Source organism: Nostoc sp. FACHB-888 (genome assembly GCF_014696655.1).
In the GTDB taxonomy this organism is placed as follows: Bacteria; Cyanobacteriota; Cyanobacteriia; order Cyanobacteriales; family Nostocaceae; genus Nostoc.
This window is the reverse complement of the sequence record NZ_JACJQM010000089.1, coordinates 1-20,358: the sequence shown is the minus strand read 5'-3', so window position 1 is coordinate 20,358 and position 20,358 is coordinate 1. Positions and strand designations below refer to the sequence as shown.

General features: G+C 43.5%; 17 protein-coding genes, 1 tRNA gene and 1 other annotated feature. Of the genes, 13 read left to right on the top strand and 5 right to left on the bottom strand.

Annotation, left to right across the window (positions count from 1 at the left end; all coding sequences use genetic code 11):
- Positions 1-115 precede the first annotated feature (115 nt).
- A complete protein-coding gene (locus H6G26_RS30015; RefSeq protein WP_190734035.1) occupies positions 116-934 on the bottom strand; it encodes a pantothenate kinase in 819 nt (272 codons plus the stop codon).
- Between the two features lie 128 nt (positions 935-1,062).
- Between H6G26_RS30015 and H6G26_RS30010 the strand changes: the two genes are divergently transcribed.
- Positions 1,063-2,787: a diflavin flavoprotein gene (locus tag H6G26_RS30010; RefSeq protein WP_190734029.1), complete on the top strand. Its 1,725-nt coding sequence runs from the start codon at positions 1,063-1,065 to the stop codon at positions 2,785-2,787.
- Between the two features lie 139 nt (positions 2,788-2,926).
- On the top strand, positions 2,927-4,639 hold the full coding sequence (locus H6G26_RS30005) for a diflavin flavoprotein (RefSeq protein WP_190734026.1): 1,713 nt from the start codon (positions 2,927-2,929) through the stop codon (positions 4,637-4,639).
- Positions 4,640-4,853: 214 nt separating this feature from the next.
- Here the strand turns inward: H6G26_RS30005 and H6G26_RS30000 are convergent, their stop codons facing one another.
- Positions 4,854-5,186 carry an RNA-binding protein gene (locus H6G26_RS30000; RefSeq protein ID WP_190734025.1) on the bottom strand — a complete coding sequence of 111 codons (333 nt, stop codon included), beginning with the start codon at positions 5,184-5,186 and terminating at the stop codon, positions 4,854-4,856.
- Between the two features lie 253 nt (positions 5,187-5,439).
- Positions 5,440-5,979 carry a phycobiliprotein lyase gene (locus tag H6G26_RS29995; RefSeq protein ID WP_190734023.1) on the bottom strand — a complete coding sequence of 180 codons (540 nt, stop codon included), beginning with the start codon at positions 5,977-5,979 and terminating at the stop codon, positions 5,440-5,442.
- Positions 5,980-6,561: 582 nt separating this feature from the next.
- On the opposite strand from H6G26_RS29995, the gene H6G26_RS29990 reads away from it, so the two are divergent.
- From H6G26_RS29990 to H6G26_RS29980, 3 genes are all read left to right on the top strand, one after another.
- Positions 6,562-8,160 carry an efflux RND transporter periplasmic adaptor subunit gene (locus tag H6G26_RS29990; protein WP_242053961.1) on the top strand — a complete coding sequence of 533 codons (1,599 nt, stop codon included), beginning with the start codon at positions 6,562-6,564 and terminating at the stop codon, positions 8,158-8,160.
- 62 nt (positions 8,161-8,222) lie between these two features.
- A complete protein-coding gene (locus H6G26_RS29985) occupies positions 8,223-11,489 on the top strand; it encodes an efflux RND transporter permease subunit (RefSeq protein ID WP_190734021.1) in 3,267 nt (1,088 codons plus the stop codon).
- 669 nt (positions 11,490-12,158) lie between these two features.
- Complete coding sequence (locus H6G26_RS29980; RefSeq protein WP_190734019.1) at positions 12,159-12,821, top strand: hypothetical protein; 663 nt, start codon at positions 12,159-12,161, stop codon at positions 12,819-12,821.
- A 5-nt stretch (positions 12,822-12,826) separates the two neighbouring features.
- Here the strand turns inward: H6G26_RS29980 and H6G26_RS29975 are convergent, their stop codons facing one another.
- Together H6G26_RS29975 and H6G26_RS29970 are read right to left on the bottom strand one after the other, a co-directional pair.
- Positions 12,827-13,885 carry a glycosyltransferase gene (locus tag H6G26_RS29975; RefSeq protein ID WP_190734017.1) on the bottom strand — a complete coding sequence of 353 codons (1,059 nt, stop codon included), beginning with the start codon at positions 13,883-13,885 and terminating at the stop codon, positions 12,827-12,829.
- Between the two features lie 375 nt (positions 13,886-14,260).
- Positions 14,261-15,205, bottom strand: coding sequence for a glycosyltransferase family 2 protein (locus tag H6G26_RS29970; RefSeq protein WP_190734015.1), 945 nt, complete (start codon positions 15,203-15,205; stop codon positions 14,261-14,263).
- Positions 15,206-15,361: 156 nt separating this feature from the next.
- Here H6G26_RS29970 and rplS point away from each other — a divergent pair, with 156 nt between their 5' ends.
- The 8 genes from rplS (at position 15,362) to rplL (ending at position 19,733) form a co-directional block, all read left to right on the top strand.
- A complete protein-coding gene (gene rplS, locus H6G26_RS29965; protein ID WP_190734030.1) occupies positions 15,362-15,724 on the top strand; it encodes a 50S ribosomal protein L19 in 363 nt (120 codons plus the stop codon).
- Between the two features lie 145 nt (positions 15,725-15,869).
- Positions 15,870-15,942 (top strand) — tRNA-Trp (locus H6G26_RS29960).
- A gap of 268 nt (positions 15,943-16,210) precedes the next feature.
- Entirely contained in the window at positions 16,211-16,432 is a 222-nt protein-coding gene (gene secE / locus H6G26_RS29955) for a preprotein translocase subunit SecE (protein ID WP_190734013.1), read from the top strand.
- Entirely contained in the window at positions 16,432-17,073 is a 642-nt protein-coding gene (gene nusG / locus H6G26_RS29950; protein WP_190734011.1) for a transcription termination/antitermination protein NusG, read from the top strand. The genes secE and nusG overlap by 1 nt, the downstream gene beginning before the upstream one ends.
- A 6-nt stretch (positions 17,074-17,079) precedes the next feature.
- Positions 17,080-17,505, top strand: coding sequence for a 50S ribosomal protein L11 (gene rplK / locus H6G26_RS29945; RefSeq protein ID WP_094331821.1), 426 nt, complete (start codon positions 17,080-17,082; stop codon positions 17,503-17,505).
- Positions 17,506-17,607: 102 nt separating this feature from the next.
- Positions 17,608-18,321: a 50S ribosomal protein L1 gene (gene rplA, locus H6G26_RS29940; protein ID WP_190734009.1), complete on the top strand. Its 714-nt coding sequence runs from the start codon at positions 17,608-17,610 to the stop codon at positions 18,319-18,321.
- 82 nt (positions 18,322-18,403) lie between these two features.
- Positions 18,404-18,572, top strand: a sequence feature (ribosomal protein L10 leader region).
- Positions 18,573-18,635: 63 nt separating this feature from the next.
- Positions 18,636-19,220 carry a 50S ribosomal protein L10 gene (rplJ, locus tag H6G26_RS29935; protein WP_190734007.1) on the top strand — a complete coding sequence of 195 codons (585 nt, stop codon included), beginning with the start codon at positions 18,636-18,638 and terminating at the stop codon, positions 19,218-19,220.
- A gap of 117 nt (positions 19,221-19,337) precedes the next feature.
- A complete protein-coding gene (rplL, locus tag H6G26_RS29930; protein ID WP_190734005.1) occupies positions 19,338-19,733 on the top strand; it encodes a 50S ribosomal protein L7/L12 in 396 nt (131 codons plus the stop codon).
- Positions 19,734-20,358 lie beyond the last annotated feature (625 nt).

The following is a 20,358-nucleotide window of genomic DNA, read 5'->3' as shown; positions in this document are numbered from 1 at the left end:
GGATAACAATTATATGATTCAGGTTCTCAGTTGTTTCATTAACAATACATTAGATTCTTCTAATTCCTTATGTCAAGCCTGATTGAGATGCTCTTACCCTGGCTCTGGGTCTAACTTAGAGCAGTTTTACTATTTTCTGCATTCCCAAAAAAATCAAGTTTGCTTCCATAATCAAATATGCCGTAATTTCGGGATATGAGGCTTGCAGATAGTTTAATAATAAAGTGCGATCGCCCCCTTTAATCGCAATCTTCCCATCAGGAAACAACTTCCACCACGCTTCAATAAAATCTTTAATCCCAGCTAATATTGTATAAATCACTCCACTTTGAATAGCCTCCGTAGTATTTAAAGCAAAACGTGGCGGTAGAGACGGAAAACCTTGCATTTCTACTAATGGTAATTGTCCTGTCTGTTGACCGAGAGTTGTGAATTGTAAGCCTAGTCCCGGCAAAATTGCACCTCCAATTAGACACTCATTAGCATCCGCAGCCGTAAAAGTTAACGCTGTCCCAGCATCAATTACCAACATTGGAAAACCCCACGTTTTCCCCGCACCCCACAAAGCTAAAGCGCGGTCAATTCCTAATGTAGGATAAACACCTTTGAGGGATACTTGATCTAAGGTAATAACGCGAGTATTTGGGTAAGTTTGCCAAATAGCAGTTTGGCTGGGAACTACGGAGGCGACGAGGAGGGGAGGGGGAGATGAGGGGGATGAGGAAGTATTTTCTCTGCTAATTTTCTGATGGGGTGGAGAAATTGCCAGTAGTAAATGATCCAGGGTTTGACATTTAGCTAAGTGTTGTATGACAGACTCAGCTAAATAGTGGGTATCCCAAGCTGAGTAAAGCTTTTTGCCAATAAACAATGCCCAATGTAGCCGGGAGTTCCCAATTTCCAAAGCTAGCCAAATTTCCTCCATCTCCCTCATCCCCGTCTGCGGTTTCACACTTTTAACTTTTTTAAGTCAGTCATAGGTTTTTTAATAAAAATTAACATTCATCCCGTGTCACAATAAAACAAGAGGAACAAATACTCATTGTGTTAAGGAGGGGAGTTATGGTAGCGCTCACCGAAAAAACTGAAAAACGGCTCACCATACAGACTGTGGAAATCGCTCAAGAGACGACGGCTATTCGCTCTTTAGATTGGGATCGCGATCGCTTCGATATTGAGTTTGGTCTGCAAAACGGTACTACTTATAACTCGTTTCTCATCCGTGGGGAGCAGACTGCCTTAGTTGATACCTCCCACGAAAAGTTTCGTCAACTATACTTCGATACGCTCACCGGATTAATCAACCCAACAGATATTGATTATTTGATTATCAGTCACACCGAGCCAGACCATAGCGGTTTAGTTAAAGATTTGCTGCAAATGGCTCCAGAAATAACCGTTGTTGGTTCTAAGGTGGCAATTCAGTTTCTTGAGGATTTCGTACATCAGCCATTCAAAAGGCGGATTGTGAAAAATGGCGATCGCTTAGATTTGGGCAATGGTCATGAATTTGAATTCGTGATTGCCCCAAATTTACATTGGCCAGATACTATTTTCAGCTTCGACCATAAAACCAAAACTCTTTACACCTGCGATGCTTTTGGGTTGCATTATTGCTCAGATAGCACCTTTGATGAAGACTTGGCAGCTATCGAAGAAGACTTTCATTACTACTACGATTGCTTGATGGGACCGAATGCCCGGTCAGTTTTGTCTGCCCTGAAGCGGATGGCGGAACTCAAAACTATCAGTATGATTGCCACAGGACACGGGCCATTATTATCTCACAATGTTGAGGAACTAGTTGGACGTTATCGCACTTGGAGCCAAACCCAAGTCAAGCCAGAAACGGCGGTTGGAATATTTTACGTTTCAGAATACGGATATAGCGATCGCCTCATGCAAGCAATTGCTAACGGCATTGGTAAAACTGGTGTCGCTGTGGAAATTGTCGATTTGGGTTCTGAAGTCGATTTGCAAGAACTGCGGGAACTAGTTAGCCGTTGTGCTGGGTTAATCGTTGGTCTACCTCCGGCTTCTGGCGCTGCTAGCATCCAAGCTGCACTCAGCACAGTTTTAGGATCTGCCAAAGAAAAGCAAGCTATCGGCGTGTTTGAAACTGGCGGTGGTGATGATGAGCCGATAGATCCTTTGCTAAGTAAATTCCGCAATTTGGGTTTGACAACAGTTTTTCCAGCGATTCGGATTAAACAAACACCCACAGAAAATACCTACAAACTGTGTGAAGAAGCGGGTACAGACTTAGCTCAATGGGTAACACGCGATCGCAGTATCAAAGCTATGAAATCCCTTGGTGCTGACTTAGATAAAGCATTAGGTAGAATTAGCGGCGGATTATATATTATTACCGCCAAAAAAGGCGATGTATCCAGTGCGATGTTAGCCTCCTGGGTTGCTCAAGCCAGCTTCAAACCCTTGGGATTTTCCATTGCAGTTGCTAAAGATCGGGCAATTGAATCACTCATGCAAGTAGGCGATCGCTTTGTTCTCAACGTCTTAGAAGAAGGCAATTTCCAACCATTAATGAAGCATTTCTTGAAACGGTTCGCCCCTGGTGCAAATCGCTTTGAAGGAGTGAGAACCCAGCCAGCCGAAAATGGTGCCCCAATCCTCAACGATGCCCTCGCCTACATGGAGTGCGAAGTCGTCAGTAGAATGGACTGTGGTGACCATTGGGCAGTATACAGCACCGTTTATGCCGGACGAGTTTCTAAGCCAGATGCTTTGACTGCTGTGCATCACCGCAAAGTTGGTAATCATTATTAAAGAAGGGACTAGGGATTAGGGATTAGGTATCAGGAATAGATATTGGAGATTGAATATTAAGTATTGAGAATAACTTTCCCAGTCCCCAGTCCCCAATCGTCAGTCCCTAATCTCCAATCCCCTATTCCCCAATAAAGCCATGTCAAACAATAAACCCCGCGATGTTCAAGTTTATCCAATAGCTACAGACACAAGAATACTGCGATCGCGCAGTTGGTCTAGGCTCAGATTTGAAATTGAATACGCTCTTGCTAAGGGTACAACTGCTAATTCTTATTTAATCGAAAGCGAGAAGACTGCTATCATCGACCCTCCAGGGGAAACGTTTACGGAAATTTATTTAAAAGCTTTACAGCAGCGTTTCCATTTCGACGAGTTAGATTATGTAATTTTGGGACACGTAAATCCTAACCGCGCTGCAACTTTAAAGGCTTTATTGAAAATTGCTCCGCAAATCACCTTTGTTTGCTCAAATCCAGGGGCGATAAATTTACGTGGGGCGCTGGAAAATCCAGATTTGCAAATTCTTGTAATGCGCGGCGAGGAAACACTAGATTTAGGCAACGGGCATAATTTACAATTTATTCCCACCCCCAATCCCCGCTATGCAGATCAACTTTGCACCTACGATCCGCAAACAGAAATTCTGTACACAGATAAGTTATTTGGGGCCCATGTTTGTGGAGATCAGGTATTTGATGAAGGCTGGGAAATATATAACGAAGATCGGCGCTATTATTTTGATTGCTTGATGGCTCCCCACGCTCGTCAAGTTGAAACAGCGCTGGAAAAACTAGCCGATTTTCCAGTGAGAATGTATGCCACTGGACACGGGCCTTTGGTACGCTATGGCTTAATTGACCTGACCAAAGCTTATCGCAAATGGAGTCAGCAGCAAACATCTGCCGACTTGACAGTAGCGTTGATTTATGCGTCAGCTTATGGAAATACGGCAACATTAGCCCAAGCGATCGCTCGTGGCATTACAAAAGCCGGTGTGGCTGTAGAATCAATTAACTGCGAATTTACTGAACCAGAAGAAATCCGGGCGGCTGTGGAAAAAGCCGGTGGTTTCATTATTGGTTCTCCTACCCTTGGCGGTCATGCACCCACACCCGTGCAAACAGCTTTAGGAATTGTCCTATCCACCGCGACTAACAATAAGCTTGCTGGTGTTTTTGGTTCCTTTGGCTGGAGTGGGGAAGCGGTTGATTTAATTGAGGGTAAATTGAAAGATGCTGGTTATCGGTTTGGTTTTGACACCATCCGCGTAAAATTCAAACCCGACGATGCCACCTTACAATTGTGTGAAGAAGCCGGAACCGATTTTGCTCAAGCCCTGAAGAAAGCTAGAAAAGTGCGATCGCAAAGTCTTCCTGCAACAACTGTAGAACAAGCAGTTGGTCGGATTGTCGGTTCTCTTTGTGTTCTTACTGCAAAAGAAGGCGATCGCTCCAGTGCCATGTTAGCCTCTTGGGTATCTCAAGCTAGCTTTAGTCCCCCTGGCTTAACCATAGCTGTAGCTAAAGACCGTGCGGTAGAAACACTCACACACTCAGGAAATAAATTCGTCCTTAACATTCTTAAAGAAGGGAATCACTTGGGATTGATGAAGCACTTCCTCAAACCCTTCGGCCCAGGACAAGATCGATTTGCCGATGTCGCCGCCGAAGAAGCGGAAAACGGTTCTCCCATACTTACCGATGCCCTAGCATATCTTGAATGTTCCGTACAAAACCGGATGGAATCTGGCGACCACTGGCTAGTTTATGCGACTGTCGAAAATGGCAAATTGTTAGATACTGATGGCGTTACAGCTGTGCATCATCGCAAGTCGGCAACTCATTATTAATCAATTCTCCAAGCCAAGACTTCTTATCAAAGGCATAATCAATAAGTTCGGAATGTTGAAGGCGTGTTTTCGATAAACAGCAAATTATCAACAGTTTGCAGAATGAACACATCAAACCCGTGACTCAAAGATCGATAACAGAATATAGAAAAGGCTCAAGCATTGCTGCCTGAGCCTTTTCTATATTCAACTAAATGACTTTTGCCTATCTAGTTTAGTAGCGACCACCGCCACCGCCACCGCCACGGTTGTAGCCACCGCCACCACCACGATTACCACCACCACCGAAGGAACCACCTCGGTCTTCTCTGGGCTTCGCCTTATTCACTTTAAGGTCACGGCCCAGCCATTCAGCACCATCAAGCGCTTCAATAGCTTTGGTTTCTTCATCTTCTGAACTCATTTCCACAAAAGCAAAGCCGCGTAAACGACCTGTTTCACGGTCAGTAGGTAACTGAACACGCTTTACAGCACCATATTCTGCAAATACAGCACTCAGCGCATCTTGTGTAACTTCATAGGAGAGGTTACCAACGTAAATTGACATTAAATGTCTCCAAAATCATATAGTTTGTAGAGATTTAGATTTCGGAGAGAAGTCTGTAATACCAAAAGGAAAAAGCCTGTCAATACTAAAAACAAACACTGTCGCCGAATTAATTCTCATTTCACTTCCCATGATGACATAGCAACTAACTTTCTGGGGGAAATTTTCAAAACTGTTATAAAAAGTTATATAACAATCCGCTTTGATTTTTGAAATTGTTTGCCTAGACAGAGAGTAGGGAGTGGGGAAGAAACTAATCTATTCTCTTTTCTAAATATTGCCCAATCATCAACTGCTCACCAGCACGAGAGATGATAGTCTGTCTGGTGCGGTATTTGTTGCCAATTAGCTTTAACTCTTCCTCAAACACTGAACCGTTGTATTCTGTTCGCAAACACAGTGTTTTCGGGCTGGAGAAATAATACTGGGCGGTGACTGGTTTGGATATGGCAAAACCGCGATCGCGATACAAAATGTTTCCCATCACTCCAAATACTGTTGAGCCTTGCGACTCTTTCTTTGTCTTTGGCACATCCGTACTTTCCCACACAACTGCTGCACCACAGATTAAACTACCTGTATCAGGCAAATTGTGCATCTGAGCTAGCTTTTGCAGTTCACCACAACCCTGCTCTAGAAAATTGATCGTAACTATGCTTTCTATCTCTTTAGTTTCTCCCTCCGGTAGAGTGTAGTAGCGTCGTTGTGATCGCCACTTACCTCCTGATTCTCGAAAAAATTCGGAAATTTGGGATTCATCAGTGGTTTGTACGATTTTGAGCAATGATGTCATGCCTTACCTTCCTCACCTAACGCAAATATATTTCTGGCAAAAAAGTTCATTCTTGCTGTTGTTATGGTACTTATCGCCCTGTTTCTTGCATATTACGCAAGGACGGTAAGAAAAATAGTGTTTTCCATTACATTATAAAGCTAAAAAAGTAATAAATCTTTAATATTCTTAATAAAATAAAAAATTGTTAGCAGTACTTTTGTACTAAAATAAAAATAAATATGTAAAAATAAGAATAATTATTGTAATACCGCGCATTTTATGATATAGAACAAAAAATCATATCTTTAGGAAAAGCCAGATTTCTCCTATGGGTAGATTTCATAAAAGTGACAAATCTTTATACTGAGTTTATAATTTATTATCTGCAAGAAGATTATCTACCTCTGCGTAAGAAGTAGAGCGGTGAGAAATTTTGGAATTTTGTGGGAAAACAGTAATTTTCTGATACAGAAAATTACTGTTAAACAGCTTATGAATTCTCGCCGTTTTTGTTAATGATATTTCTCAGAATTACTTGATAAAACACGGCTGTTTAACCCCAAAAGCTCCCCAATAAGAGAAAAATAAATGATTTTGGATATGAATAAGCCGCACGAGCAGGTGAAAAAGACAGATCCGATAGTTGCCAAACATCTCATTAATATCCAGGTAGATTCAGTTGTGAAGACTGAGGTAGTAATGCCTGCGGTGGTGACTGAGCTTTGTCAAAGTGCGGACTGCACCAACGCAGATTTCAAAAGTAGACTTCTTGCAAACAGCACTAGTGCAAAAAATGGAAAAGGGAAAGGAGAAAATTACTTTTTTGTCTCCACTTCTGTAAGACGTTTATTAATTCCCTGTTTGGTAGGTATAGGACTGCTGACGGCAAGTTGCGGATCACTGCCCAAAGAATCAGCCGGAGCGCAATCTCAGCAACCTGGTGGTAGAGAAGGCGGTGGTGCAACACCTGTAGATGTGGCGATCGCTCGAACTGATTTGCTGCAAAAATCACCAGAATATACAGGTAATACAACACCGTTTCGGATTGTATCATTGCGATCGCAGGTGGAAGCCCGGTTGTTGGCTTTAAACCTTGATGTGGGCGATACAGTAAAGCAAGGGCAAAACGTCGGGCAGTTAGATGCTGCCATACTTTCGACCGAATTAAAGCAAGCAGAAGCAGAACTAGCAGCCCTCAAATCAGAAGTAGCTAGGGCAACAAATCAGGTAAGCAATGCCCGTGCAGACGTTGAACGGGCGCGGCTAGAAGTAGTACAAGCTCAGGCAGACTCACAACGGCAGCAGAAGTTATTTAAAGCCGGAGCGATCGCTGAACAAACTGCCCAGCAAGCGCGTACCCAGGCACAAACAGCTGCCCAGGCATTGCGGGCAGCCCAAGAGCAGGTTCGTACAGAGCAGCAAGCCGTTGCTGCGGCCCAAGGTAGAGTATTGGCCCAACAGGCATTGGTTGCTCAAACCAAAGAGCGCAGGTCTTACGCTCGGCTGACATCCCCCATCACTGGCATAGTTACAGACAAGGTAACAGAACCCGGCAACCTTCTGCAAGCAGGTAGCGAAGTCTTGAAAATTGGCGACTTTAACCGTGTCAAAGTTGTCGTGCAAGTGTCTGAATTAGAACTGGCACAAATTCAGGTTGGGCAATCTGTACAAGTCCGCTTAGATGCTTTCCCCAACGATACATTAATGGGCAGAGTTACGCGCATTTCCCCAGCTGCCGATGCCACAGCTCGCTTGATACCTGTAGAAGTAGTGATTCCCAACACTCAAGCCAAGATTGGCAGTGGACTGCTGGCGCGAGTCAATTTTGAAAACCAGACTCAACAGCGAGTAGTCGTGCCGCAAACAGCTATTCAGAAACAAGCAGGGGGCAATAACTCCAATACAGGTAAGGCACAAACAAACCAACAGGCCTCTCCCCCGCCTAACGCAGCTAATACCGCAAGGGCAGAAAACCTAACTGGGACGCTATTTGTGGTGAATGGCACAGAAGGCGAGACGAAAGTCGCATCGCGTGCTGTCACTTTAGGAAAAAGGGCTGATGGCAGAGTGGAAATTCTATCTGGTTTACAAGCCGGGGAGCGCTATGTTGTTCGCAGTGGTCAACCCCTAAAAGATGGAGCCACTGTACGTTTATCAATTCTTTCCGAAACAGCAGAGTTATCCCCTAAAGGGAATTAAAAATTCAAAATGTCTTTTGGAATTTTCCATTTTGCCTTTTTAATTGGAGCACAGCGACAGTAATGCAGCAAGTAAAAAATGGTGGCGGATTTAGCATTAGCGCTATATCAATCCGCCAACACATCGGCACGCTCATGCTCACCCTAGCAGTGATAGTGCTGGGTGTCTTTTTTGTCGTCAAATTACCAGTGGATCTACTACCATCAATTACCTATCCTCGAATTGGTGTGCGAATACAAGCACCTGGAGTTTCCCCAGAGGTAGCAGTTGATGAAGTTACAAGACCACTGGAAGAAGCTTTTGCCGCTACCGAGGGTGTGGTACAGATTTTTTCCCAAACTCGTGAGGGACAGATAAATTTGGATCTGTTCTTTCAACCCGGTGGTAATATTGACCAAGCTTTAAACGATGCTACAGCTGCTTTTAACAGAGCTAGAAGCACATTACCAGACGCCATCGAAGAACCACGTTTATTTAAAGTCGATCCTTCCCAGTTACCAGTTTACGAATTGGCATTAACTTCACCTTCTCTAGAAGGCGTTGATTTGCGCGTTTTTGCCGAAGAAGAACTAGCCCGCGAACTGAGTGTTGTATCTGGAGTCGCAGGGGTAGACATATCGGGAGGAGTTCAAGAAGAAGTTAGGGTCAATATTGATTTGGATCGGTTGCAAGCTTTGGGTGTAGGTTTGACCGATGTCTTAGATGAACTCAGAGATCGCAACCTAGATATCTCTGGTGGTCGGATTTTAGGGCAGAATTCTGAACCATTAACCCGTACCGTTGGGCGGTTCCAAAATGCCAATGAAATCAGCAATCTTTCTTTTGAAGTCTCTTCCCCCGTTTCCCTCACTCCCTCAGCTTCTTCATCTACCTCATCTCCCTCCACCTCCTCTACTCCCAACCGCCGTGTCTATTTGCGCGACTTTGCCGAAGTTATTGATGGCTCAGAACAACAACGGGTGTACGTCTTACTCAACGGGGAACAAGCTGTAAAAGTCAGCATCCAAAAGCAGCCGGATGCCAACACCATCAACGTTGTTGAGGGTGTGAAAAAACGCTTGGAAGAACTCCGGCAATCTGGAGTAATTCCCGAAGGGACAGTTCTTACACCTACCTTGGATGAGTCGCGGTTTATCCAAAATTCCATCTCGAATGTTACCAGTTCTGGGTTGATAGGTACTGCACTAGCAGCGATCGCAGTTCTGTTATTTCTTGGTTCTCTACGACAAACTTTCATTATCGTCCTAGCCATTCCCTTAGCAACCCTAGCTGCCATCATCTTGATGGGGCTATTTGGCTTATCTCTCAACGTTTTTAGTTTGGGTGGTCTAGCCCTGGGTGTGGGTATTGTGGTAGATAACTCCATCGTTATGTTGGAGAACATTGCTGAGGGTGCTGGGATGACTCCCGGTAAGGATAATAAAACCCGCTTGAATTCGCAGCAACTAATTTATCAGGCAGAAAAAAGTAGCCAAGAAGTAGAATCAGCTTTAGTTGCTTCCACTAGTACCAACTTAGTGGCAGTGTTGCCGTTTTTGCTCATCGGCGGTTTTATCGCACTACTATTTAATGAGTTAATTCTCACCATCACCTTTTCGGTTGCGGCTTCAATTTTGATTGCCGTAACCGTTGTACCGATGCTTGCCTCTAGGATGTTGGCATGGAAGTTTTCTAGCGGTTTGAGCAATTTTTGGCTGTTGCAAAAGTTTAATAGCCGTTTTGATGCATCTACGAGAGGATACGGCAGTTTTCTAGTTGGGATATTACGCTGGCGGGTGGCTACGGTAGCGATCGCTATTATCCTTTTCGGCGGCGGTAGTTTGTGGATGGCACCCCAAATTCCCCAAGAAATTCTTCCCCGCATCAACACCGGACAAGCCAACTTAAATGCCCAGTTTCCTCCCGGTACACCTTTAGAAACCAACCAAAAAGTCATGGTTGCGGTAGATGAGATTATCCACAAGCAGCCAGAAACGGAATATGTTTTCTCTACAATTGGTGGCTCCCTCTTTGGAAACACTACCAATGCTAATGCCCTACGAGCTTCCAGCAACATTACCCTGAAAACAGGTACTAATGTGCAAGCTTATGTAGAACGAGTTACCCAGGAGTTGAATAAGCTAAATTTAGCAGGAATTCGTCTGCGCCTTTCCCCTGGCCAAGTGCGGGGTTTGATTCTCAGTAACTCTCCCATCCGTGGTGCTGATGTTGACGTAATGCTTCAGGGAAATGACGCAAATACTTTAGAACAGGCTGGTCGTCAGGTACTATCAGCCTTGGAAGAACAGGCCACCCTAGCTAGATTCCGCCCCGATGCAGATGATCGCCAACCAGAAATTCAGATTCTTCCTGACTGGGAGCGGGTTTCAGCTTTGGGCTTAACTACTACAGATATTGGACAAACAATTCAAACTGCTCTTGAAGGTAGCGTACCAACTCAGTTGCAACGCGGCAACCGTTTAGTCGATGTCCGGGTAAAGTTGAATGAGAAATCATTACAAGCAGCTTCTCAATTAGAGAGGTTGCCGTTGTTTGTGGATAACAATCGCCAAATCCGCTTGAGTGATGTTGCCAAAATTGCCGAAGCTCAAGCCCCAGGAGAGGTTCAGCGAATCAACCAGCGTCAGGTTTTCTTAATTGCTGGAAACTTGACTCAGGGAGCTAGCCTCAGTGGTGCCCTAGAACAAGTAAACACGATAATAGATAGTATAGATTTACCTGATGGCGTTGGTATATTACCCAGTTCAGCAGCTGAATCTAATCAGCAACTGCAAAGCTCACTGCAACTGTTAGGTGGATTAGCTGCCTTTCTAGTCTTTGTAGTAATGGCGGTACAATACAACTCCCTGATTGACCCGCTAGTAATTATGTTTACAATTCCTCTAGCATTAGCTGGGGGGATTTTCGGGCTTTACATTACTAAAACTGCCATTGGGGCGACAGTGATTGTCGGTGCAGTTCTGCTGGTGGGTATTGTGGTCAATAACGCCATCATCATGGTGGAATTGGCAAATCAAATTCTGGAACGGGAAAAAGTTGACCGGAAAACTGCGATTTTGAAAGCTGCTCCTCAACGCCTACGACCAATACTAATGACAACTATTACCACCGTTTTAGGTATGTTCCCCCTAGCGTTAGGAATTGGAGAAGGCTCAGAATTTCTGCAACCATTAGGCGTGGTGGTGTTTTCGGGTTTGTCTTTGGCAACAGTGCTAACACTGTTTATCATTCCCTGTTTTTATACTCTGTTGCACGATTTGCTGGGTGCAAATTGGGCGAAGCCAGTGTTAATCCGGTTGCGTGGATTGACCAAAAAACTTATCAGCTAATGAGCGTTTAAGTTGCATAAAACGAGGTATTTTAGTAGGGGCGTACAAATGTACATCCCTACTATTAAGGTGAGTTCGAGAAACCTCTCCCTGCCTTGAACTTTCGTTCAAGCCTGTCCCTCTCCGAGTCGGAGAGGGACGGTTTTGCGTAGTAAAACCAGGGAGAGGTATTTTTTACGGCTAATTAGATGGACATAATAAGCTGATACGCGCCTAAATTGTATAAACCGTTAACTGTTGATGGTTATCAGTCATCAGTCATCAGTCATCGGTCATCAGCCTTCATGTAAATGTTCAAGTTAAATGCGTAACAGCTTATAACTAGTCGAACTCACGTTACTATATAATTTGTTGCAAAGATTTGTGGAAATGTTAAAAATTCGGTATTTTCAAATTTATTTCAACTTCACATATTGTTTCATCTGTCAATAAATAAACTTTAATTTAGATTTTTTATAAAGATTGCGTGAAATTCCTAGTGATTGTGATAAAGCATTACAAAAATTGCTTTATAAATCAACTTATGAGTAGATGTAAAATCACTGAGCAAGCATACATTAACTGCTATTTATCTAGCAAGTACATAGCAGTTTAAAAGTGAGCTTTTGCCGATTGATTTAACCCACGGGGTATAGCATTCTCTCAATCAATATAAAGAGGACAGAAATTATGACTACGATAGCAACCAAAATAGCCTTATCTGTTCTAGGAGCAGTAGGAATTAGTTTTTTGTCTTTGACACCAGCGAAAGCCTTCATCTCGGTAGAAACCATCGTGACAGAGGCAAACCAAGACATATTGAAGATGAAAAACCCAAGAACCCTTGGGCCAGAGTTTCAACCAGGGCAAGTAATAGAATATGGTGTCCCAGATGTAGCTAATAACTTTGTAAATGGCACTGGATATGATATAGAAAGCTTGGTCTTTGATTTAAAAACGCTGTCCTATAGTAATCCAGATTCTACTCCCGTATTTGCTCATGAGTCGGTGCAGTGGGGAGATGTTAATGGAGATCACAAAATTGGTTACTCTAATAACCCTGATTTAAAGAATATCTTTACAGACGTTACCATCAAAGATAACATCATCACTTTTAGTGGTGGCGTAATCCCTAACGGAAGCCTGTTTTACAATCCATTCGCTACCAACCCCAATGTAGCGCCAGGTGGTGGAATCATTCCACCAGTGCCAGCAGAGCAAGTGGATAAAGATGGGCCAGTCAGAGTGGCTAGTTATTACACTGCTGTTCCTGAATCAACTAATGTTTTGGGTGTACTAGTCTTTGGTGCTTTAGGTGTAGCTTTCAAACTAAAGCGATCGCTACACTCTTAATGCCCTTACTCTGTAATTAATTCACGATACACTGCGAATGTTTCCTGATGAACGCGGGCAACACTCAGCCACTGTAGGTTTTGATTTGCCCGCTGTTTCCATTCGTGCAGCATATCGGCATTACTCAGTAATTCCACTAAAACTCCAGCCAAAGCATTACTATCTTTTGCTGGCACTAAAAGTCCTGCTTGCCCATTGTCCAAAGCTTCAGGAATCCCGTCTACTTGAGTGCCAACGATGGCAGTTCCAGCTTCTCTAGCTTCTGAAAGTACTAAAGGGCAAGGGTCACGGTGGGAAGCTAACACAAATATGTCACAAGATATGAGATAGCGTTGAGGTTCCGCCTGGAAGCCTTCAAAATGGATGCGTTCTTTTACAGAAGTTGCTTGTGCTTGTGCCTCGAATAGCTGTTTATCAGGGCCATTTCCTACCAAATAAAGATGCGCTTGGGGAAAATCTGGGGCGATTTTTTCAAAGGCAGCAATTAACTCAGCGATTCCTTTACGTTGGTACATCCCGGCTACGGTAGCGATCGCTGGACGTTGTAACGGTAAAGGTTGATAATCTTGTATATGTCGAGTGCGGGGGCTGCCCAAGGTTCCATTGCAGACTACCCGCAACTTGTTTTCTGAAATACCACGCCGTGCCATAGAATTTCGCACAGCCTTACTGACAGCAATTACCCTATCAGCTAAACCCATTAACAGGCTGGAACGCTGAAATTCATTATGGACTGTGGAAACTAAAGCATATTTATGTCCTTTAAAAATATGGGCTAGGATGACTCCCGTCATCATGTGGGCGTGAACGATATCCGGCTGAAATTCTGCTGCGATCGCTACGTAACCCATAGCTGCTTTAATAATATTTATTGGTTTCCTGGTTTGGTCTAGTTGGTAGTGTTTGACACCACACATATTTAGTAATTTCTCATATTCACCACCAGCAGAAATAACCGCTACCTCATAACCAGATTTTGCCTGTAAACAAGCCAAATCCACAGCCACATTCACAATCCCGTTACCTATTTCTTGAACGTGGTTCAAAATATGGATGATTCGCATAATCTTTGAGATATGTATAAAAAATAAAGATAAGTAACTGAGTGTAAATCAACATTCTTGTTGAGGTCTTCAACGACAGTCAGTAGTGCGAAAATTGCCACTAGCTACTGACTAAGAGCGTTTATAATCAGTCACTTAGCTTTAAAGACTTATTCAGTAACGGCTCAATAAATCGGGATAAAAAAAGGTAGGATTCAAGAAAAATCCACAGGGTTTTAATGCCTGATAGTTCCCCCTTCTCAGGTAGCTATTAACCCTTGTGCATATTGCAATTAACCTTGAAAATACTTAACTGTTCCAGGGGGGAAAACATAGCAAAAAACTTGGGCATTCCTTTTTGTGGAGTTCTCTAATGGTTTTGATACTCTTAGGTTCTTAGGACTCAATTAACACAAGTTTGCGAACCTGAGAATTGTTTCCCTGAGAGCGGCGTGATGAGGCAGCAGTTAGCAAAAACTTCCAAGACTGAGGAGAAATTATAGACAGATCTATCATTGAAAGAAAACTCTTGATATTTTTTTGCTTCAGTGCTACTAAAATCCAATGAAGTTTCAGATAATTTTTTATATCCTGAAAATGAGGAATTTTTGAGCGATGTTGCTCATTTACCAAGGCATAAATTTTTTCTTTCATCAAAATATTTGTGGCTAACCGTCTAGACAAAGAAAACTTTTGATTATAAGCACCTGGCCAGACAGTGCGGTAAGCAAGACACTGATTAAGGAAAATAGCATCGCCAAACTGGGCAATCCGAATCCACGAATCGATGTCATCACAGTTAGCATCGAGTGTGGAGTCCCAACCACCAGTTTGCAGGAAAGCATCACGTCGGCAAGCTACTTGTGCAGGTGTACCAAAGGGTACAAGCTCTAAGAGCATACCGTAGTGAATATCGGACTGTGGAACATAAAAAGCTAAACCGGGGCCAACTTGAGGGGTGCGACTGAGTTCAACTTCATTACTATCCACCTGAGCCGCCACACAAGAGCAGATTACAGCATCAGGACGAAACGCGATCGCTTTAGCCATTTCTTCTATGCAGTTAGGCGCTAAATAGTCGTCATCATCTAAAAACTTAATCCAGTCGCCGCTAGCTTTAGCAATTCCAGCATTTACCGTTGCTGCATGTCCCTGGTTCACTTCGTTACGATGGTAAACAACTTTGTCCCCTAAACTTTTGAGATAGTTTTGGGTGTCATCAGATGAACAGTCATCGGAAACAACCACCTCGCACTCGATTGTTTGGTTACGAGCCGAGTCAATTGCTCTTTGCAGCAAGTTCAAGCGATTATAGGTACTGATGACGACGCTAAATTTCATAAATATTTACCCCTGTGTTACAGCATTCTGCAATATAGCTTTGAACTTTAGGCTGTTGTATCAGTAAAATTATTAATCCTAACAAGTAGACTGAAATAGGATTATCGATTTATCATTGATGATCGTGAGATTTTTTTGAAGCAGACACCAAAGACTATGAGCGCCCAAGAGATTATCCGCTCGATTGAAGCGGAACAGCTAAAATCGAATCTGCCCGACATTTATGTGGGCGACACCGTAAAAGTAGGAGTGAAAATCAAGGAAGGCGAAAAGTACCGTGTACAACCTTACGAGGGAGTAGTGATTGCCAAACGCAACGGTGGCATCAACGAAACTATTACAGTTCGTAAGGTTTTTCAAGGTGTAGGCGTTGAGCGGGTGTTTCTGTTGCATTCTCCCCGGATTGACAGCATCAAGGTAATACGTCGTGGTAAGGTACGCCGTGCTAAACTGTATTATCTCCGTGATCGCGTAGGTAAGGCAACCCGAATCAAGCAACGGTTTGACCGCCCTTTGTGATCCGTCCTTCAAAAGTATGGGAAAAACTTCAAGCGGCATCTGCCGCTGACTTGTTTCCCCGACAAAATTGAGGTATGATAAAAACCGGATATTGCGTTAAACTGAAATTTAGTTCAGCGCAATGACTGAATCAAAAACAGCTTGTGCGCTCTTAGTTCAGTTGGTAGAACGCAGGTCTCCAAAACCTGATGTCGGGGGTTCAAGTCCTCCAGGGCGCGCTCAAGAGCAAAAAACAAAGCCCGAAATAATTACGCAGCTGTTAATATAGCAGTTAGCGGTAATAATTTCGGGTAAACTTATTGTGTTTGCAATTGTTTTGCTTCCAGTAAGTGAAATAGAGTCGAAGTTGCAAACCTGGACGAACAAATTTTAGATTTTCAATTTTGAATTGACAAAAAATTTAAAGTTGAGTGCCTTTGCCTTAAAGCATGGGTAAATCTAAAATCCAAAATCCAAAATTGAGTTACAAATTAGGGATAAACGGTCATGGCCAAAAAAAGTGAAGCAGAATTGCCAGAAACCACAAATGGGTTTAGCTTTGGCAACTTCATACAGGGAACCAAAGAAGAACTTGAAAAAGTAGTTTGGCCCAGTCGGAAACAGATAGTGAGCGAATCCGCCGCTGTCTTGTTAATGGTGGCACTCTCCGCATCTTTGATATACTTGGTCGATGGATTGTTTAGTTGGGCAGCAAAACAGGTGTTCTGATGACTTTTGCAACAGACGAACCTCGCAACTCCACGTTTCAGTCGGAGGAAACAGGAGAAACGGCAGAAGCAGCGTCAAAAGAAGCACGCTGGTATGCGGTTCAAGTAGCTTCAGGGTGTGAAAAGCGTGTAAAGACTAACTTAGAGCAACGCATTCAAACTTTTGATGTAGCTGACAAAATTATCCAAGTAGAAATTCCGCAGACGCCAGCGGTGAAAATCCGTAAAGATGGCAGTCGCCAGCATACAGAAGAAAAAGTTTTTCCTGGCTATGTCCTGGTGCGGATGATGATGGATGATGATACCTGGCAGGTGGTACGAAACACCTCTCATGTAATTAACTTTGTCGGCTCAGAACAAAAACGTGGAAGCAGTAAGGGTCGCGGTCATGTCCACCCCATACCACTAAGTTCTTCAGAAGTCGAACGCATATTCAAACAAACCAGCGAACAGGAAGCTGTTGTCAAAATTGACATGGCTACTGGTGATAAGATAATGGTGCTTTCTGGTCCATTTAAAGACTTTGAAGGTGAGGTGATTGAAGTCTCTCCAGAACGGAGTAAACTTAAAGCCTTGCTCTCAATTTTCGGCAGGGATACACCAGTAGAATTGGAATTTAATCAGGTAGACAAACAGAGTTAAATACAAATGGCGAAGAAAGTAGTGGCGGTCATTAAACTGGCCCTGAATGCTGGAAAAGCCAACCCAGCACCGCCAGTGGGGCCCGCTTTGGGTCAACATGGCGTTAATATCATGATGTTCTGCAAAGAGTACAACGCCAAAACAGCAGACCAAGCTGGAATGGTGATACCTGTAGAAATTTCGGTTTTTGAAGACCGGAGTTTTACATTTGTACTCAAAACGCCACCAGCATCAGTGCTGATTCGGAAGGCAGCGAAAGTTGAAAAAGGCTCGAATGAACCTAACAAAAAGAAGGTTGGGTCAATTAGCAAAGCACAATTGCAAGAAATAGCCCAAACCAAACTACCCGATCTTAATGCCAACGACATAGACGCGGCAATGAAGATTGTGGCAGGAACGGCTAAAAATATGGGTATAACAGTCACGGATTAGTCATTGGTCATTAGTCATTGGTAAGTGACGAAGGACAAAGGACAAATAACTAAAAATTATCGGGGGAGAGGCGAGGCTTCGGAATTACCCCAGGAGAAAAAAATGGCAAAAATATCGCGTCGTTTGCAGGCGCTGCAAGCAAAGGTAGAAGATAAGGACTATCATCCTTTAGAGGCTTTAGCCCTTCTTAAAGACACAGCAACAGCTAAATTTACTGAAGCTGCCGAAGCGCATATCCGGCTGGGAATTGACCCTAAATATACAGACCAACAGTTGCGGACAACGGTAGCACTGCCCAAAGGTACAGGACAAATCGTCCGGGTGGCGGTGATAGCCAGAGGCGAAAAGGTAAACGAAGCAAGCAACGCTGGTGCTGATATAGTCGGATCAGAAGAACTGATTGACGAAATCCAAAAAGGTAGAATGGATTTTGACAAGCTGATTGCCACACCCGATGTGATGCCACAGGTGGCAAAGCTGGGTAAATTGCTTGGGCCGCGTGGTTTGATGCCATCGCCCAAGGGTGGAACCGTAACATTTGATATCGGAAGTGCGATCGCAGAATTCAAAGCTGGTAAATTAGAATTCCGAGCTGACCGAACTGGCATTGTCCATGTTATGTTTGGTAAGGCAACATTCTCGCCTGAAGATTTGTTAGTCAACCTGAAGGCATTGCAGGAGACGATTGACCGTAACCGTCCTTCAGGGGCTAAAGGTCGTTATTGGCGCACATTTTATGTGTCAGCCACAATGGGGCCATCGATTAAAATTGATGTTACCGCCCTACGAGATTTAAAACTGAGCGAAGTAGCGTAAAAGGAAGTAGGGAATAGAGAGTAGAGAATAGGGAATAAAATAATTCTCCCACTCACCACTCTCCAGTCCCCACTCCCCCTGAACAATTAAATAAGCAAAGCCGGAGACAGCAGGTGCTAATAGCTTAAATATCCTGCCGAGGTTAAAACTCTAATTGTCAGAATTACCACCCATAAAGGTGTGATAACTATGGCGTTAAGAGTTTTACTACTGAACCCCGGCTAAATTAGCTGGGGTTTGTTGTTTGGGTTCAGGTTTAGAAGAAACGTACAAGTAGGGCACTTCCCCGATTATTTTAAGGAGGTGAGACTGGAATGGGTAGAACACTAGAAAATAAACAAGAGATAGTAGCTGACCTCAAAGAAACTTTGAGTGAGTCAACTCTGGCACTGGTAATAGAGTATCAAGGACTAACAGTTGCTGAAATCACAGACTTACGGCGGCGGCTGCGTCCCAGTGGCACTGTTTGTAAGGTGACGAAGAACACCCTGATGGGCATTGCCATTAAAGATGATCAAAAATGGGAGCCTTTGTCAGAACTACTAAAAGGTTCTTCAGCCTTTTTACTGGTTAAAGATGATTTTTCATCTGCAATTAAGGCTTACCAAGACTTCCAAAAAGCCACCAAGAAGACAGAACTTCGTGGCGGTGTCATGGAAGGTCGTCTACTCAAAGAACCGGATGTCAAGGCTCTGGGAGACTTGCCATCTAAGGAACAACTCATTGCACAAATCGCTGGAGCTATCAACGCCTTGGCTACCAAGATTGCTGTGGGTATCAACGAAGTTCCTGGTTCGCTGGCTCGTGCTTTGCAGGCTGTGTCTGACCAAGAGCAAAGTGGTGGTAGTGCTGAAACCGCTACTGAAGCTGATAGCAGCACAGAAACTGCTGCTGAATAGACTTCATGGTTCATCAGTCAAGAGGAGGCAGTGCGGTCTTGGGGTCTCCCCAAGTGGAGCAACTGCCGTTCAAAAGCTAATGACTAATAAATAATCAAAATTACAGGAGTTATATCAATGTCTGCTGCAACCGATCAAATTTTAGAACAACTAAAAACCCTTTCTTTGTTAGAAGCTTCTGAGCTAGTCAAGCAAATTGAAGAAGCTTTTGGCGTGAGTGCTGCTGCACCCGTTGGCGGCATGATGATGATGCCTGGCGCTGGTGGTGGTGCTGCTCCGGCTGAGGAAGCTGTTGAGCAAACCGAGTTTGAAGTGATTCTCGAATCAGTTCCAGCTGATAAAAAGATTGCCGTACTGAAGATTGTCCGCGAATTGACCGGTTTGGGTCTGAAAGAAGCGAAAGACATGGTAGAAGCTGCGCCTAAGGCTATTAAAGAAGGTATTGCTAAGGATGCTGCTGAAGATGCTAAGAAGCGCATCGAAGAAGCTGGCGGTAAAGTGACTGTTAAGTAGTCACAATTCTATTACTAGTTTTTTATTAAGGAGCCTAAGTTAGGCTCCTTTTTTTTTGATTTTTCTTCAATGTCAACTGCATACCATTTCCGCAATACCCGCCAAAATCTCCGCCCTCTCCGCATCTAGTGCCGCGATCGCAGCTACTATATTTCTATATCTGCTCATAAGCAGCAATAAAATCATCGCGTGATATACCCGATTGAGTGCAGATACTTCTGAGGTAGAACCTTTGATCAGTTTATGATTTGACAAAGTTAAAGGAGGATAGTTTGCTAATAAGTCAAAAGCCTTACTAAAAAAGTGTTTGGGCCATATTTCTGCTTTGATTATTTTATCACGACTTTTAAAGTAAGTAATGTCAGTGCGATCGCACGTAAGACGCAGCTATTTTATAGTAGTAATGCCTCTGCTTGAGTGAAAACAAGAAAAGAAGAGGTAGTATATTTTTTTAATTAAACTGCAAATAAAGTGCTTTAAAGCTAGTCTTGCAATTCAAGAGCCTTGGGCTTGCTGTAATCTATTAGACCTCTTGCAAAATTACTTTTATGTTATAGTCAAGGGTTTGCATTTTGGAATTGCTAAATTTAACTCATAGTTATAAATTGCTGCTAGTAAGTTACAA